The 15,651-nt window shown below is 66.2% G+C and carries 16 protein-coding genes; 1 reads left to right on the forward strand and 15 read right to left on the reverse strand.

What is annotated here, in order from left to right; translation table 11 throughout:
* Window positions 1–2 precede the first annotated feature (2 nt).
* The 10 genes from BN976_RS04490 to BN976_RS04535 all read right to left on the reverse strand — a co-directional run bounded on the left by BN976_RS04490 (window position 3) and on the right by BN976_RS04535 (window position 9,335).
* Window positions 3–1,442, reverse strand: a complete 1,440-nt coding sequence (locus BN976_RS04490) for an aldehyde dehydrogenase (protein ID WP_036368282.1) — start codon at window positions 1,440–1,442, stop codon at window positions 3–5.
* A 26-nt stretch (window positions 1,443–1,468) separates the two neighbouring features.
* The gene (locus BN976_RS04495; protein ID WP_109489537.1) at window positions 1,469–2,656 is read right to left on the reverse strand and encodes a cytochrome P450; all 1,188 of its coding nucleotides are present in this window, start codon (window positions 2,654–2,656) and stop codon (window positions 1,469–1,471) included.
* A gap of 41 nt (window positions 2,657–2,697) precedes the next feature.
* Window positions 2,698–3,675, reverse strand: coding sequence for a PDR/VanB family oxidoreductase (locus BN976_RS04500; RefSeq protein ID WP_036369205.1), 978 nt, complete (start codon window positions 3,673–3,675; stop codon window positions 2,698–2,700).
* Window positions 3,676–3,736: 61 nt separating this feature from the next.
* Window positions 3,737–4,528 (reverse strand): IclR family transcriptional regulator, encoded by a 792-nt coding sequence (locus BN976_RS04505; protein WP_036368287.1) that lies wholly within the window; start codon window positions 4,526–4,528, stop codon window positions 3,737–3,739.
* Complete coding sequence (locus BN976_RS04510; protein WP_145977913.1) at window positions 4,528–5,580, reverse strand: AraC family transcriptional regulator; 1,053 nt, start codon at window positions 5,578–5,580, stop codon at window positions 4,528–4,530. Before BN976_RS04510 ends, BN976_RS04505 begins: the two co-directional genes overlap by 1 nt.
* A 66-nt stretch (window positions 5,581–5,646) precedes the next feature.
* Complete coding sequence (locus tag BN976_RS04515; protein ID WP_036368292.1) at window positions 5,647–6,870, reverse strand: NAD(P)/FAD-dependent oxidoreductase; 1,224 nt, start codon at window positions 6,868–6,870, stop codon at window positions 5,647–5,649.
* 5 nt (window positions 6,871–6,875) lie between these two features.
* Complete coding sequence (locus BN976_RS04520; RefSeq protein WP_036368295.1) at window positions 6,876–7,199, reverse strand: 2Fe-2S iron-sulfur cluster-binding protein; 324 nt, start codon at window positions 7,197–7,199, stop codon at window positions 6,876–6,878.
* A 40-nt stretch (window positions 7,200–7,239) separates the two neighbouring features.
* Window positions 7,240–7,650 carry an SCP2 sterol-binding domain-containing protein gene (locus BN976_RS04525; RefSeq protein WP_036368298.1) on the reverse strand — a complete coding sequence of 137 codons (411 nt, stop codon included), beginning with the start codon at window positions 7,648–7,650 and terminating at the stop codon, window positions 7,240–7,242.
* Window positions 7,651–7,663: 13 nt separating this feature from the next.
* Entirely contained in the window at window positions 7,664–7,975 is a 312-nt protein-coding gene (locus BN976_RS04530; RefSeq protein ID WP_036368301.1) for an EthD family reductase, read from the reverse strand.
* A 19-nt stretch (window positions 7,976–7,994) separates the two neighbouring features.
* On the reverse strand, window positions 7,995–9,335 hold the full coding sequence (locus tag BN976_RS04535) for a cytochrome P450 (protein ID WP_036368304.1): 1,341 nt from the start codon (window positions 9,333–9,335) through the stop codon (window positions 7,995–7,997).
* A gap of 179 nt (window positions 9,336–9,514) precedes the next feature.
* Between BN976_RS04535 and BN976_RS04540 the strand changes: the two genes are divergently transcribed.
* Entirely contained in the window at window positions 9,515–10,531 is a 1,017-nt protein-coding gene (locus tag BN976_RS04540; protein ID WP_235621967.1) for an AraC-like ligand-binding domain-containing protein, read from the forward strand.
* A gap of 76 nt (window positions 10,532–10,607) precedes the next feature.
* Here BN976_RS04540 and BN976_RS04545 read toward each other — a convergent pair whose 3' ends face one another.
* From BN976_RS04545 to BN976_RS04565, 5 genes are read right to left on the reverse strand one after another with little or no spacing between them, the layout of a single operon-like run.
* Complete coding sequence (locus BN976_RS04545; protein ID WP_036368306.1) at window positions 10,608–11,066, reverse strand: MaoC family dehydratase; 459 nt, start codon at window positions 11,064–11,066, stop codon at window positions 10,608–10,610.
* A complete protein-coding gene (locus BN976_RS04550) occupies window positions 11,063–12,682 on the reverse strand; it encodes an acyl-CoA synthetase (RefSeq protein WP_235621968.1) in 1,620 nt (539 codons plus the stop codon). The genes BN976_RS04545 and BN976_RS04550 overlap by 4 nt, the downstream gene beginning before the upstream one ends.
* A complete protein-coding gene (locus BN976_RS04555; RefSeq protein ID WP_036368308.1) occupies window positions 12,679–13,563 on the reverse strand; it encodes an amidohydrolase family protein in 885 nt (294 codons plus the stop codon). Before BN976_RS04555 ends, BN976_RS04550 begins: the two co-directional genes overlap by 4 nt.
* Window positions 13,564–13,565: 2 nt before the next feature.
* The gene (locus tag BN976_RS04560; RefSeq protein WP_036368309.1) at window positions 13,566–14,483 is read right to left on the reverse strand and encodes an SDR family oxidoreductase; all 918 of its coding nucleotides are present in this window, start codon (window positions 14,481–14,483) and stop codon (window positions 13,566–13,568) included.
* Window positions 14,484–14,517: 34 nt separating this feature from the next.
* Entirely contained in the window at window positions 14,518–15,624 is a 1,107-nt protein-coding gene (locus tag BN976_RS04565) for an NAD(P)-dependent alcohol dehydrogenase (RefSeq protein WP_036368310.1), read from the reverse strand.
* Between the last annotated feature and the right edge of the window lie 27 nt (window positions 15,625–15,651).

Below are 15,651 nucleotides of genomic sequence, written 5' to 3' on the forward strand. Positions count from 1 at the left end.
TGTCAGGAGTAGATGGTCTGCACGTTGAGGTAGGCGTTGAGGCCGTCGGGCCCGAGTTCGCGTCCGATGCCGCTGTCCTTGACGCCGCCGAACGGTGCGCTGGGATCGGGCAGGTAGCGGTTGATCCCGATCGTGCCGGTTTTGATCCGGCGCGCTACCGCGCTACCCCGTTCCGGATCGGAGGTCCAGACGGTGCCGCCGAGCCCGTAGCGGGAGTCGTTGGCGATGCGAACCGCGTCGTCGACATCGCGGTACCGAATGACACCGAGGACCGGGCCGAAGATCTCTTCCTGGGCGATGACCGAGTTGTTGTCGACGTCGGCGAACACGGTGGGGGTGACGAACCAGCCCCGGTCGCGGTCGCTGCGCTGGCCGCCGGTGACGACGCGCGCGCCGTCGCCCTTGCCTTTGTCGATGAAACCCTCGACGCGGTCGCGGTGTATGGCCGACGCCATCGGACCGATCATGGTGTCGGGGTCGAGTGAGTCACCAACCGGAAGGCTGGATACGAAAGCGGCCAGCGTGTCGACGATCTCGTCGTGGCGGTTGTCCGGCGCCAGGATCCGCGTACCGAGGTAGCAGGTTTGGCCGTTGTTGACCAGCAGGCTCTCGAACAGACGCTCGCCCATTGTCTCGGGGTTGAGGTCGGCGTCGTCGAGAACGATCGCCGCCGACTTCCCTCCGAGTTCGAGCGTGACCGGCCGGAGCAGCCGCCCGCACGTTTCGGCGATGAGTCGTCCCGCCGACGTGGATCCGGTGAACGCCACCTTGTCGACGTCGGGATGTCCGACGAGGTACGCGCCCACATCCCGCCCACCGGGTACGACGTTGACCACGCCTGCCGGAATCGAGGTCTCGGCAACGGCTTCGGCGAAAAGGAATGCGTCGAGTAGCGTCTCCGGTGACGGCTTCAGCACGATCGTGCACCCGGCGGCGAGCGCGGGTGCGATCTTGAAGGACGCCAGGGTCTGCGGGTAGTTCCACGGCGAGATCGCCGCGACGACCCCCATGGGTGCGCGGCGGACTGTAGAAGTGCCGCCGAGCAGGTGAGGTTGGGACGTCTCGAACGACGTCTTTCGCAGGAGGTCCGCGTAGTACCGCAGCACGATCAGGGGGAAGCCGCCTTCAAGCTGCCCCGCGATGGTGATCGGCATTCCGTTCTGTGCGGATACGCGACGCGCCATCTCGTCGGATCGGGATTCGAGCTGCGCGGCGAGTTCCTCGATCGCCTCCGCACGGCGCAACGGATCCCACGACGCCCAGCCGTTCGGGTCGTCGAACGCCCGCCTCGCCTCGCTGACGGCGGCGTCGACGTCGGCCTCGCTGGCAGCGGGTACCGAGCCAATCGGTTCCTCGGTGCTGGCCGAGGACAATTCGTAGGTGTCGCCGGACGCCGGCGTCACCCAGTCGCCCCCGATGAAGAGACGGTCGTACGTGGTCATGGTCGCGGTTCTCCTTCGGACGGCAATCAGGCGGGGGTGAGCGTGATGGGCAGGGTCTCCCAGGCACGCAGGGTGTTGTTGTGATGACGACGCGGTGTGCCAGTCATGGCGATGGACTCGAACCGCTGGGTGAGCGCGACGAGCAGGGCTTCGGCTTCCAGCCGTGCGACGTGCTGTCCGACGCATTGGTGGATCCCCATGCCGAACCCGACGTGTCCGGAGGGGTTTCGGCGCAGGTCGAACTGATCCGGATCTGCCCATCGCCGGGGATCGCGATTGGCCGAGCCGAGGAACATGAGGATCTTCTTGCCGTCGGGGACCACGTGGTCGCCGATCGCGATGTCCTTTGTCGCCGTGCGGAAGAACGTCTGCACCGGCGACTCCCACCGAACCGCCTCGTCGAACGCCACACGCGCCAATGCCGGATTGTCCCGTACGGCCCGCCACTGGTCGGGATGGTGGGCAAATGCCGCCAAGACCGCCGATATTCCCAGCACGGTGGTGTCCACGCCCGCGGACAACAGCGAGCGCACCACGAGGGGGGCCTGCTCGTAGGTGATATCACCCCGGTCTGCGGCCGCCCATATCTGTGCGCCGAACGTCGGTTGGCCGTCGATCACCTCGTCACGGAGCGCGGCTCTCTCACACTGTGCCATCACCCACGCCGACAGTTCACCGATCCGGTGCGCACCCTTCGCGACCAGTTCGTTGGAGGGGCCGAAAGCGTTGAATAGGTGGTCGCCGTACGGCAGCAGGTTGTCGCGGCCGGTGCGGCCGATGCCCACGGCGTCGGGAAACACCCGCAGCGGGAAGACCCGCGCGATGTCGGCGACGGCGTCCACCTCGCGGCGATCACACAGTTCGTCGACGAGGGCTGCCGCGTCGGCGATCCAGTTGTCGCGCAGTCCCTTCAGCGCGCGAACGTTGAGAATCGCGGAGAGGACCCCTCTGGGCGCGTCGTGGCGAGGGGGGTTGCTCTCGAGCAGGAGACTTGGTGGGCGCCAGGGCTTCTCGTATCTGAAGTTGCTCAACCCCACCCCCGCTGCGGACTCAAAGGACTGCCAGTCGATGAGCGCGGCGTGGACGTCGTTGTACCGGCCCATGCCGTACACGTCGTAGCGGGAGAGGTACACGATGGGTCCGCGCTCCCGCATGTTGCGGTGGAAGTCCGAGGGGTCTTCCAGGATCGTCGGTCCGAACGGATCGTCGGACATTCGGGGCAGGAGCGGAGTTGCACTGAGGGTCACGGTCGGCCTTACAGATCAAGTACGAGTCGGTCGGAACACGCGCGCGAGACGCACGGCAGCATGACGGTGTTGCTGGAACGTTCGTCGTTTGTGAGCAGTGAGTCGCGGTGATCGGGGACGCCGTCGACGACGGTGGATTCGCACGTTCCGCACAGACCCCTCCCGCACGACGAGAGAACGGGAACACCGGCCTCGGAGACGACGTCGAGAATCGACTGGTGGGGTTGCACGGTGACGGTGACCCCAGAACGTCGCAGTTCGACCTCGAACGGAGTGCAACGAACGGGTGACGCCAACGGTTCGGCGACGAAACGTTCGATGCGGACGGTTCCCGGCTTCCTATCGCCGCCGACCGCCTGGACGGCCGCCAGAAGGGGCGCTGGTCCGCAGCAGTACACCTTGCCGTCGGCGGGAAGTGCCTTGATGGACTCCCGAATCGGCAACAGCCCGTGCGTGTCCTGAGGCCGGATTCGGACCTGCCGCCCGTACCGTGACAGCTCGTCGACAAACGCCATCGACGCCGCGGTGCGGCCCCCGTAAAGCAACGTCCACGACGCGTCGACCATCTGCGCTTGGTGAATCATCGGCAGGATGGGGGTGATGCCGATCCCGCCGGCGATGAATAGGTAGTGCTCGGCGGGGGCCATCGCGAAGTTGTTGCGCGGCCCTCCGACGCCCACGACGTCACCCACTTTCAGGTGGTCGTGGACGTAGGCCGACCCGCCGCGACCGTCGGGTTCCCTCAGGACCGCGACCTGGTAGGTGTGTGCGTCCCATCGATCGCCGCACAGGGAGTACTGACGTATCCGGTCACCGGGCAGGAACAGGTCGATGTGGGCTCCCGGCGCCCAGTCCGGCAGTCGAGCGCCGTCGGGCTTTCGGAGCACGAGCCGGCGCACGCCCTCGGCGATGACCTCGGCGGATACCACCTGCAGGGCAAGGTCCGTGTTCGCGCCGGCGCTGGTACGCATGGGCGTCGCGGGCAGCGAAGTGGTCATGGTCATGACGATCCCCTGTGAGTGTCCTGACTCACAACGTCGCTTCCATTCAATGAGAGCGAAGTTGGTGCAATGGCGGCGCGGGCGGGATCACGGGTGTGCTCAGTGCGCGGTGGATGCCTCGACTGCTTGCCAGCAGAGCCGGAACGTGGCTGATGGCGCTCGCATCGCGCGGCACGATCGCCGACAGCGCCCCCACGACCCGCTCGCCGGAATCACGAATTGGGACCGCGATCCCGGTGGCGTCGTGGTGGATGTGTCCCGCGCAGAGGGCGTAGCCGTTGCGGCGGATGTCGACCAACGTGGCTCGCAACTGGGCGCCGTCGCCGATGGTGTGCTCGGTGAATACCTCGAGGTGCCCGTTCGTGATGCGCTCCTGCATCGCGTACGGACTGTTGGCAAGGAGAACCAGACCCGATGACGAGGCGTGAATGGGCAGGCGACCCGCTATGCGCGTCACGTTGATCACCGCACCGGGAGCACTGAGCCGTTCGATGAACAACACGTCGTCGCCATCCAGGACTCCGACTTGTACGTGGTGCCCCACTACGGAGTGCAGGTCTTCGAGGAACGGCATGGCGGCATCACGCAGGTTCCTCATCGGCGAGGCGCGAGATGCCAACTCCCACAGTCGTATTCCTATGCGGACACGACGTTGGGAGTCACGTCGCAAAAGACCGTGTTCGACCAGTTCGTCGATCAATCGCGATGCGGTCGACAGCGGCAGGCCCGCCCGTTCGGCGATGTCGGACACCGACACCGCGACGTTGTTCGAGTCGAACACCTCCAGAATCCTGACGGCGCGCTGCAGCACCGACTCTCCGGAGGGGGATCGAGCCATCAGGACAGCGTCGCATCCGCACATTCGTCGGTGGCGTGAATCGGCGAACGCGTTCCGTAGCGTCGAACGCCGGTGTTCAGCGCGGCCGACGGGCTCTCGCCGAAGGTCTGTCGGTACAGGCACGCGAAGCGACCGAGATGGGTGAAGCCCCACCGGTGAGCGATCTGGGTGACCCCTTCGTCGCCGGTCGCGCAGCGGAGGTCGTCACGAGCCTGGCGCAATCGAGCCTGACGCACGTAGCGCATGGGCGTTGTGCCGAAAGTCGCTCGAAAACCCTCCTGCAGCGCGCGCACACTCAGTCGGGCGTGCGCGGCGATTGACGTGACGTCGAGCGGCTCACCCAGATTGTCCTCGATGTAGTCGACGGCTCGCTGGATGGTTGGCGCGCGTACAGCTGACGAATCGACGTGGAGGGCGTCGGTGTAGTTGTGACGCGCGGCCAGCATGAGGCCGGTCATGATGCTCGCGGACAGGCTCTCCGCCATGAGCGGGTGGAGGCAGATCGATTCCGGGCGGTGTACTTGAACCGCGAGGTCGCGGAGCATCGACCACCACTGCGCGCAGCGCGGTTCAGTGAGATCGATGGCCATGTCGAACTGAATCGGTTCGACGGTGTGGCGATTCAGCATCTTCGCCAGATGCCGTTCGGCCGAGGTTCTATCGATTTTGACGGCGAGCACCCAATCGCGGCCGTCACCGAATCCGCGCATCATCGTCTGCCGGTCGTGCCGGTACACGGCCGCGCGCGACGGTGTCGCGACCACGCGGTCGGTCCCGCAGCTGGTCTCCAGCCTCCCTCGCATGGGGATGTTCACCTGGTAGGCGTCGTCGAGTGCGGCGGTGCCGATCTGCACTTCGGTGCCCCACGACAGCCAGCCCAGCGTGACGGCGCCGAGGTCGACCCCGTCGATCTGCAGCGCGAAGCGGGACGTCGCCCCCAGCACCGCGACGCTGTGCGGATAGAACACCCGCGCGCCGACCGCGCGCGATTCGTCGACGTCGCGGCTACGGATTGATACGCGTCGACGGGTATCGGCAAACTCTACGGACATCGGCACATCACACCAGCGCAACGCGCTACAGTCTCACTGGCCATTTCACTGGGCGAAAACCTCCGCTCAGGTCGTGACGAGGGACTTCAGGTCGACGCCGACATCAGCCGCTTGTTCGGGCGTGATCGCGCACCGCCCCGCCAGCAGCTTCCTGGCGGCCATGTGGTCGCGGGCGGCGTTCACCGATTCGACCCCGAGGAGTACGTCGCCGCCAAAACAGAACACCGAGAATGAGCCCCGCCCGGGGTCCCCGCGAAGAATTGCACGGTCGTATCCAGTTACGAGACCGGCCATTTGAAGCTTGCTGTCGAACTGTTCGGTCCAGAACCAGGCGACCCTGTCGTAATCGCTCGCCTGGCCGGTGAGTCGCGCGGCGACGCAGCGCGCATGGTCGACGGCGTTCTGCACCGATTCCAGGCGGACGAGGCCGGGCCGTGAGGGCAGCGGATACGCCGCACAGTCGCCTACCGCGGAGATGTTCGCGTCCTCGGTGCTCAGCATCGAGTCGACGACGACACCGTTGTCCACGGCGAGGCCGGCCGCTGCGGCGAGTTCGGTGTTCGGTATCACGCCGATGCCGACGACGATCACGTCGGCGTCGATCCGCTCCCCCGCCGTTGTGATGACAGTGGCTGCGCGGCCGTCCTTCTCGGCTATCTCGCCCACGCCGGTGTTCATCAGCAGGCGAACGCCGTTGGATCGGTGAAGGTCGGCGTAGTAGTCCGACATCTGCCGGCTCACGGCGCGGCCCATTGGCCGCTCGGCGGCTTCCACGACGGTGACGTCGGCGCCGTGCGCACGGGCGGCCGCGGCGACCTCGAGGCCGATGAAACCGGCGCCTATCACCACTACCGAGGCACAGGACTTCAGGCGTGCGGTGAGTGCGTGCGCCTCGTCGAGGGTGCGCAGATAGTGCAGACCGCCGAGATCAGCGCCGGGGACATTCAGCCGCCGGTTGCGAGTCCCGGTCGCGAGCACCAGGTGTTGGTAGGTCTGGGCCGTCCCGTCGGCCAGCCTGACACTCCCTGCGTCGCGGTCGATCCCGGTCACGTTGCGTCCGCAGCGCAAGTCGATGTTGTTGCGGTCGAAGTAGGCGGCAGGTCTCAGTGCGATGTCGTCGCTGTCGGTGGGTGCTTTGAGGAACTCCTTGGACAGCGGCGGCCGCTGGTAGGGTGCGCACCTCTCATCGCCGAGGATCACAATGGGATCGTCGAACCCCTTGCTGCGCAATGCGACTGCCGTCTCGACTCCCGCCTGGCCGGCCCCGACGATGACGACTGGTGCGGTCATGACGTTCAGGCCTGTTCGTCGGGTAGACGCACCACGATGCCGTCCAGGTCGTCAGTCACCGGGATCTGGCACGACAGGCGACTCTCCCCGGTGCGGGGGCTGGCCGTGCCGTCGAGCATCTCGTCCTCCTCGTCGGTGATCGGCGGAACGCGGTCGGCCCAGGCTTCATCGACGTAGACGTGGCACGTGGCACACATGACCTGGCCTCCGCATTCGCCGACGATGCCGTCGATGTCGTTGGCGATCGCCGAGTGCATGATCCGTTTGCCGGCGGCGACGGTGACGTCCTGCTTGGTGCCGTCCGGATGGACGTACGTGATGGTAGGCATCGTGAATCCTCTTGTGTTTAAGCGTCTTCGAGACGGGTTACTAAGCGAGGAGATCCTCGCGCCCGGCGTCTTTGAGGTCCTGGATGTAGATCGGGTAGAGGAACTTCGTGTTCGGCACCAGCTTGAGCACCTTCATGATGGCACCCTCGGCCTTGACCTGACCCTTGGCCATCGCCAGGGTCATGTTGACCTTGCCCTGCCAGAAGCGGTTCGCCGTATCGGTGTCCATCTTCAGTGTCGCGTTGGGGGTGACCGACCCCTCTTCCGCGGTGGTGTAGACGGCCTTGTTCGGCATGTCGAGAACGACCGAGCTGTCCGGGTCGGTGCACGAGACCAGCAGCACGGCACCCGTCGCGGACAGCTTCGGTCCCAACTCTGGGTCCTGGTAAGCCTTTTCGAAGATTCCACCGACGAATTTGCGGAGGTCTGAGGGATGGGAGTACTTGGGCATGGATCAATTCCTTTCAGGGAATGCTGATGTCGTCGTTGCGGAAGGCCAGGGTGGCACCGCCGGTGGCGAAGTTCGCGATGTCGGCGGCTGCGGCCTGTCCCTCGGGTGAGGACAGCCCCGCCGCGGCGTCCTCTCTGCTGGCGAATCCGATGTCGGCGAGCATGTACACCGCCGGCGGGGTGCCGTCGAGCGATTCGCATCGTCCGGCGACGAACTGCTGCACACCCGGAATCTGCGCGGCGAGAGCGAGGTGAGTTCCGCTGTAGTACTCGTCGAAGACCGCGGGGTCGTCGGGGTGGCCGTAGCTGATCAGTACGCGATACACGGTGCGGGCTCCAGTCGAGTCAGGGCCGGTCGGCCGGGATCGGGTTCGCGGCGGGATCCCAGTGCACGAGAACGTGTTCGGGCCCTCGGAACGACGTATTGGGCAGATAGGTGTACTCCTGGCCGTCGACGAGGTGCATGTGCGGCAACCGGGTCGCGAGGATCTCCAGGAAGATCTTCATCTCTGTGCGAGCGAGGGTGGCGCCCATGCAGGTGTGCGTCCCTAGTCCGAAGGTGAGGTGTCGGCGCGAGTTGGAACGGTGGATGTCGAACCTGTCCGGCTCGTCGAACACCGTGTCGTCCCGGTTGGCCGAAGCGGTCACGATCAGCAGCCGCGAACCGGCCGGGATCTCGACGCCTCCGACGGTGACGTCGTCGGTGGTCATCCTGCGCCAGGCGACCACCGAGCCGGCGTAACGCAGGCACTCCTCGACGACCTTGGGGATCAATGACAGGTCGTTGCACAGTTCGTCCCAGGCCTCCCGGTTCTCGAGCAGGGTGCGGAACGCATTGGCGGTCGCATTGGTCGTCGTCTCATGAGCGGCGAGGATGCCGCTCATCATGATGTTCTGCAGGTAGTTGTCGGTGATCAGCTCCGGGTTGACGGCCTGCGCGCGGATGGCATGCGGAATCCAACCCGGTGCATCGGGCGTCTCCTTGAGTCGCTGAACCAGCGAACCCGCGAACTCCCAGAACTGACCCATGCCCGTGGCCACGCGCTCCTGTTCGGACTCGTCCGGCCTTCCCCAGGTGAACAACGTCTGCTGCATGCCGAACTGGCGGCAGGTCTCGATGTCCTCGTCGGGGACCCCGAGGAACATCAGCGCCACGATGCAGGGCACCTCGTAGATCAGGTCGTCGATCAGATCGGCTTGACCACGCTTGATGAACCGGTCCACGTACTCGGTGATGACCTCGTGGATGCGGGGAGCCAGCACCGAGACAGAGTCGATCTCGAAGGGTTCCATCAGTGCGCGACGATGCGCCGTGTGCATCGGCTCGTCCTCGTTGACGATAGTCGGCCCCGGCGCGAAGTCGTACTTGTCCAGGATGTCGATAGCCTCTTCGCTGATCGGGGTGATCTGCTCCAGGGTGATGGCCGCGGAGAACGTGTCCGGGTCGCGGAAAATCGCCTTGACGTCCTCGTACCTCGTCACGACCCAGTAGTCGAGGATCGGGCTGTAGAAGACCGGCTCCTCGCGGCGTGCACGCGCCAGGCTGTCCGCCGGATTGACCTGGTAGGCGCCCGTGAACGGATCGAACTGGGCCGCCATCGACGACACCGGACATCCGGTGGGCGTCACGGCGTGAGTCACAGGGCATCCACCGGTGTCGGCGGCGGTGTCGGGCTGAGCGGTCATGGTCTCTCCGAAGGGGCTGGTGTGATCTCTGGCACTTCCTTCCTGCGAAGTTAGGCCCAGCTACCGAGCACCGTCGATCCACCCAACGCGCCCCTCTATCCCCTTTGCGCGGCGGTTTCAATGGTGATGATTATCAGGGTTCCTTGCATTCTCCGGTGTGACTCTGGTCTCATAGACGGGTGGCAAGTGAGTTGGCTTTACCCGCGCGGCCGTCGATGTCGATGTGCAGCCGAGACATAGAAGAGGCGCAGACCATCGGCGGGGCGATCTACTACCCGCACCGCGTCGACGTCTTGGGACACGCCTCCGACTTCTCGATGCACATCGATGCCGCTCAGCTCGGTCCGGTGACGATGGGTTGGCTCTCGTACGACACGGAGGTGCAGGTCGGTACGGGCGCGCTGACCGCGGCGTACCACGTCAACATTCCCGTGCGCGGTGAGCTGAAGACCGGGTCCGGCGTGGACCGCGTGATCGCCACGTCGACGCGCGCGGCGGTGTATCGATGCGACCGACCGACCGTCATGCGCGGCTGGCGTGACGACCAGTGCCGCATGCTGGCGGTGAAGATCTCCCGCCCCGCGCTCGAGGAGCAGCTCGCGACGCTGCTCAACCGCCCCGTCGACGGCCCCATTCAGTTCGCGCTCCCGCTCGACCTGACCGAGGTGCGAGCACAGCAGTGGTGGACGTTCCTGCGCGATCTCGCCAATCAGATGAGCACTCCGGACGCGCTGTGCCGGCACCCGATGATGGCGGCGAGCCTCGCCGGCAGCGTCATGACCGGCCTCCTGCTCGCCGCGCGGCACAACTACCGCGAGGAACTCGACGCCGATGCCCAACCCGCGCGTCCCGCCACCATCCAGCGCGCCGTCGAGTACATCGAGGAGCATCTCGCCGAGCCCATGGATGTTGCAACCATCGCCGCACACGTCCGCCTCAGCGTGCGCTCGCTGCAGGAGGGCTTTCAAACCTCCTTGGGCACAACGCCTATGCGGTATGTTCGCGACTTGCGGCTGCGCCAGGCCCGCCGCGATCTCGTCGCCGCGGATCCCCGCTCCGACGGTGTCGCGCAGATCGCGATGCGTTGGGGATTCACACATCTGGGCCGTTTCGCCGGGCAGTATCGCGATGCGTTCGGGGAGTCGCCGTCGGACGCGCTGCACGGTTCGCTGCTCGTCGACGCAGCCCACGCCTAGCGGCACCGGAGAAGTGCGAACGCGCCGCAGGTGGCTGCGGCCGACTGGCGCAACCACCTCCGCCGCGTACGGGGGTTCAGGCGTAGTAGCGGTAGACCATCTCGGCCACCACGGCGGGCTTCTCGCTGCGATTCGATTCGACGGTTCCGTTCACGGTGACCTGGTAGCCGCCGCCGGATACCTCCTCCACCGCCGCGACGGTCGCGGCGAGCCGCACCTTCGCGCCTGCGGGAACGGGCGCCGGGAAGCGAACCTTGTTGAGTCCGTAGTTGATCGCCATGCTGAGTTCCTTGATCTCCAGGAGCTCCGACCAGAGCGGGATTAGCAGCGACAACGTCAGGTATCCGTGGGCGATGGTCTCCTTGAACGGACCGTCCTTCGCCTTCTCCGGGTCGACGTGGATCCACTGGTGGTCGTGGGTCGCGTCGGCGAACAGGTCGATGTCCGACTGGGGGATCTCCAGCCAGTCGCTGTGTCCGAGGTCGCTACCGGCCAGCGAGGGCAGATCGTGCGGGGTGGTGATCGTCGTGGTCACAATGTCCTTTCAGGGGTTGTTGTTCGATTCGGTGTTGATTTGCTTGCACTGAGCCGCAATTCGGTTCTGCGGATCTTGCCCGTGGCGTTGCGGGGGATGGCGTCGATCACCTCGAAGTACTTGGGGATTTTGTAGCGCGCCAGTTCGGTGGACAACGCCGTGCGTGCGGACTCCTCATCGAAGCCGGAATCTTCAGGAACCACGTAGGCCAGTCCGACCTCACCCCACTTGTCATCGGGCACGCCGACTACGGCCGCCGACGCGATTCCGGGCAGACGTTCCAATGCGGCCTCGACTTCGACCGGATAGATGTTCTCACCGCCGGAGATGATGATGTCCTTGACGCGGTCGACCACGGCGGCCAGACCGTCCTCGCCGGTGGCGATGACGTCGCCGGTCCGATACCAACCGTCGTCCGTCAACGCCGCAGCGGTGTCGTCCTCGCGCTGCCAGTAGCCCGCGAACATGTGCGGTCCGCGCACGACGAGTTCCCCGGACTCTCCGGGGCGCGGCGGTCGCGCGCGACCGTCGTCGATCATCGCCACGTCGGTGAAGAAGTGCGGCACGCCGATCGCGGTGGGTCGGCCCGCGGCCGTCTGGTCGGTGGCCATGTAGACACCGGCGGCGGCCTCGGTCATGCCGTAGCCCTGGAGTAGGGGTACACCGCGACGCAGCCACTCGACGGCGACCCGCTCCTGCACCGGGGAACCTCCGTACACCACGGTGCGCAGCGAAGTGAGATCCGTTGCCTCCCAATTAGGATGGTCGCACAACATCTGCAGGATCGTCGGGACCGCGGAGAATCCGGTCACTCTACCGACGGTGATCGCATTCAGAACCACCGCGGGATCAAAACGGCTGACCGGGCGCACCTGTCCGCCCTTGAACAGGGTGGGCAGGGTGACCTGACCCAAACCCGTCACGTGGAAGATCGGAGCGATGCACAACGTCCGGTCGCTGGACGTGACGTCGAAGTGTGCCAGCTGGTTCACGGTGTTGAACGTGACGTTGCGATGAGTCAGCACAGCACCTTTGGGTGCGCCGGTGGTCCCCGACGTGTACAGGATCAGGCAGGGGTCGTCGAAGTCCACGGCGGGGAATGCACCATCGGGTCGACCCTCCTCGACGAACAGTTCGTAGGGCCGATGCGCCGCGTCGAGATTCGCGTCCTCCAGGGCCAGGACGGTCCTCAACGGCGCCGGTGACGAACCGATCTCGTTGACGATCTGCGCATGGCTGGCGGCGACGACGACGAGCACGCTCGCTCCACTGTCGTCGAGTATGTAGGCGATCTCGCGGGCGGTCAACCTGGTGTTGAGCGGAACGAAGACCCCGCCCGCCAACCCCGTGGCGAACAGCGCTTCGAACGCGCTCACGTCGTTGGGCCCGAGATAGGCGACGCGCCCACCGGGCGCCAAACCGTCCGTGAGCAGTGCCGCCGCGAGTCGCGCAGTGCGCCTGGCCAATTCGCCGTAACTGAGACTGCGACCGTCCTGGACCAGGGCGGTGGCGTCGGCGTTGATGCGGGCGCGGCGCCACGGCCAACTGCCGAGCCCGTAGTTGTGTCCACCCGCGTACAACGCGGCGTCCAGTCCCACCGTGGTCGGGGTGCTCACGGTGTGCCGAGTTTCAGCGCGGCGATGGCGTTGTGCTTGACGATCAGCGGGCGGACCTCGTCCTTGATCGGCAGGTCCGCGAAGTCCTTCATCCACCGGTCCGGGCTGATGAGCGGGAAGTCGGAGCCGAACAGCACCTTGTGCTTGAGCAGGCTGTTGGCGTACTGCACCAACTGCGGGGGGAAGTACTTCGGGGACCACCCCGACAGGTCGATGTACACGTTGGGCTTGTGGGTCGCCACGGCGAGGGCCTCGTCCTGCCAGGGGAACGAGGGGTGCGCGATGATGATGGTCAGTCCGGGGAAACGGGCGGCGACCTCGTCGAGCGCCATCGGATTGCTGTAGCGCAATCGGATTCCGCCGCCACCGGGAAGACCGGCGCCGATGCCGGTCTGTCCCGAGTGGAACAGCGCCACCATTCCGAGTTCCTCGAGCGCTTCGTAGAGCGGGAACACCGCCGGGTCGTCGGGCCAGAACGCCTGCAGGCTGGGGTGGAACTTGAACCCCCGCACCCCGTGCTCGGAGACCAGCGCGCGAGCCTCCTCCACGCCGGCGGCCCCCTTGGCCGGATCGACGCTACCGAAGGGGATCAGCACATCGGGGTGTCGGCGCGCGGCGGCGGCGATGTCCTCATTGCGGATCCGGCGATGCCCCAGGGCCGACTCGGCGTCGACGGTGAACACGACCGCGGCCATGTCGCGTTCGCGGTAATAGGCCGCCAGCTCGTCGAGATTCGGTGGTCCCGACTCCGCGCCGAAGTACTTGTCTGCACCGGCGCGCAGCGGCTCGGGTAGCGAATAATGTCCGCAGCCGTCCGTTTCGGCGTGCGTATGTACGTCGATCGCGACGATGCGGTCGAGATCCAGACCGGTGGCACCCATCGTCACGCGTTGGCGGTTGTCGGGATCTGCGGGAGTGCGATGCCGTAGGTCTGCTGCTGCTCGCCGATGCTGGAGTCGAACGCCTCGGCGATGGCGTCGGCACTCCAACCGCCGTCGTGAAACGCCGACGCGATCTCGGCCGGATGCGACCAGAGCGCCAACCGGTCACCGCCGATGCCGATGCACTGACCGGTGACGTGTGCGGACGCGTCCGATGCCAGATACACCACGAGACCCGCGACGTCCTCCGCCGTGCCGAACGACGCCGCACGGCGCACGACCGAGGGAATAGGCTTGCCCGCCTTCAGATCTTCGACGTAGGGAGCGAGGAACGGGATCGTTTCGGTCATGGCGGTGGCCGCATTGGGAATGATCGCGTTGACGGTGACGTTCGCCTTGGCGCACTCCATGGCCCAGGTCCGCGCCATCGCGGCGATGCCTGCTTTAGCCGCTGCGTAGTTCGTCTGCCCGAAGTTTCCGCGCTGGCCGGCGGGTGAGCCGGCGAGGATCAGGCGTCCCCCCTCCTTGGCCTCGCGGAAGTGACGCACCGCCTCGCGGGCACACAGGAAAGTTCCGCGCAGGTGTACCGCGATGACCGCGTCGAAGTCCTCGGCGCTCATGTTCCACAGCACCTTGTCCCGCAGGATGCCTGCGTTGGTCACGACGGCGTCGAGGCGGCCGAACTCGGCGACGGCGCGTTCGACCAGTCCGGAAGCGGCCTCCTCGGTGCCGACGGCCACCGTGTGGGCGACCGCACGACCACCGGCGGCGACGATGGACTCCGCGGCGGCCTGTGCGACGTCGTCGTTCACGTCGTTGACCACTACCGCTGCTCCGGCGGCGGCGAGCGCCTGTGCGTACGCCAGCCCGAGGCCTCGCCCGCTACCCGTGACGATCGCGACCTTGCTATTCAGATCCATTACTCGGCTTTCCTTTTCGTGGGTGTGCCCGCGGTCAGAACCGCAGCACCGGCTTGATCGCCGCGCCGCTGATCATGTCGGCGACGGCGGAGTTGATATCGGTGAAGTCGTAGAAGCTGACGAGCTTGTCCAGGGGGAATCGCCCCGAAGCAACCAGGTCGACCAGCACGGGAATCAACGTCTGAATTTCGCTGTCCCCCAGTGTCAATCCGACGACGCTGCGGCCGGGGATCATCGCGTTGACGTCGAGTTCGACGGTGGTGCCGAACGGCGGCGCTCCGACGATCACGGATGTGCCCCGCGGCGCGAGGGCGTCCACCGTGGTGCGGAGAACGCCGACGTTGCCGGTGGTTTCGACCGCGCCGTGCACGCCCAGTCCCCCCGTGATGGTCGTGACGGCATCGCCGACGTCCTCGGTGGTGGCGTCGATCGTGTGCGTGGCACCGAGGGACTTGGCCAACTCCAGTCGTGCGGGGACCCGGTCCACGGCGATGATGCTGGCAGCCGGGGTCAGCCGGGCCGCCATGACCGCTGACAGTCCCACCGCGCCCGCACCCGTGATCAGGATGTGCTGGCCCGGAGCGGGTTTCAGTACGTTCCAGACCGCGCCGGCTCCGGTCTGGACGCCGCAGCCCAGCGGAGCCAGCAGCTCCAGCGGCGCCGCCGGATCGACCTTGACGACGCTGCGCTCGTTGACGACGGCGAGACGGGCGAAGGAGGACTGTCCGAAGAAGTGTCCGCCGAGCGCGTGTTCGCCGCGTGCGATGGGACTGGTGCCGTCGGGACGGGTGCCTCCGATCAGGTTCAGCGGCAACCAGGTTCGGCAGTAGGCGGGGTGTCCGTCTCGGCAGCTGTCACACGCACCGCAGGAGGCGAAACTGCAGAGTACGTGGTCTCCGGGCGTCACTCCGCGCACGGCGGCGCCGACGCGTTCCACGATGCCGGCGCCCTCGTGTCCCAGCACACCGGGCAGCGGGAAGGGCAGCGCTCCCGAGGCGACGCCCAGGTCGGTATGGCACACTCCCGCCGCGACGACGCGCACCAGTACTTCGTGAGACTGCGGTTCGTCGAGTTGAACCTCGCCGAGTTCAAATGCAGCACCGCCTGTTTCGACGACGGCGGCGGTAGTGGTGATCGTCATGGTGGCTCCTCAGCTCTCTCGCGTGTC

Source organism: Mycolicibacterium austroafricanum (assembly GCF_000612725.1).
Classification (GTDB): Bacteria; Actinomycetota; Actinomycetes; order Mycobacteriales; family Mycobacteriaceae; genus Mycobacterium; species Mycobacterium austroafricanum.

Excerpts from the sequence above, each read along its gene's own strand:
- BN976_RS04490 (WP_036368282.1), bottom strand. The coding sequence starts at position 1,442 with ATGACCACGTACGACCGTCTCTTCATCGGGGGCGACTGGGTGACGCCG.
- BN976_RS04495 (WP_109489537.1), bottom strand. The coding sequence starts at position 2,656 with ATGTCCGACGATCCGTTCGGACCGACGATCCTGGAAGACCCCTCGGAC.
- BN976_RS04505 (WP_036368287.1), bottom strand. The coding sequence starts at position 4,528 with ATGGCTCGATCCCCCTCCGGAGAGTCGGTGCTGCAGCGCGCCGTCAGG.
- BN976_RS04510 (WP_145977913.1), bottom strand. The coding sequence starts at position 5,580 with ATGTCCGTAGAGTTTGCCGATACCCGTCGACGCGTATCAATCCGTAGC.
- BN976_RS04515 (WP_036368292.1), bottom strand. The coding sequence starts at position 6,870 with ATGACCGCACCAGTCGTCATCGTCGGGGCCGGCCAGGCGGGAGTCGAG.
- BN976_RS04520 (WP_036368295.1), bottom strand. The coding sequence starts at position 7,199 with ATGCCTACCATCACGTACGTCCATCCGGACGGCACCAAGCAGGACGTC.
- BN976_RS04525 (WP_036368298.1), bottom strand. The coding sequence starts at position 7,650 with ATGCCCAAGTACTCCCATCCCTCAGACCTCCGCAAATTCGTCGGTGGA.
- BN976_RS04535 (WP_036368304.1), bottom strand. The coding sequence starts at position 9,335 with ATGACCGCTCAGCCCGACACCGCCGCCGACACCGGTGGATGCCCTGTG.
- BN976_RS04555 (WP_036368308.1), bottom strand. The coding sequence starts at position 13,563 with ATGGGTGCCACCGGTCTGGATCTCGACCGCATCGTCGCGATCGACGTA.
- BN976_RS04560 (WP_036368309.1), bottom strand. The coding sequence starts at position 14,483 with ATGGATCTGAATAGCAAGGTCGCGATCGTCACGGGTAGCGGGCGAGGC.
- BN976_RS04565 (WP_036368310.1), bottom strand. The coding sequence starts at position 15,624 with ATGACGATCACCACTACCGCCGCCGTCGTCGAAACAGGCGGTGCTGCA.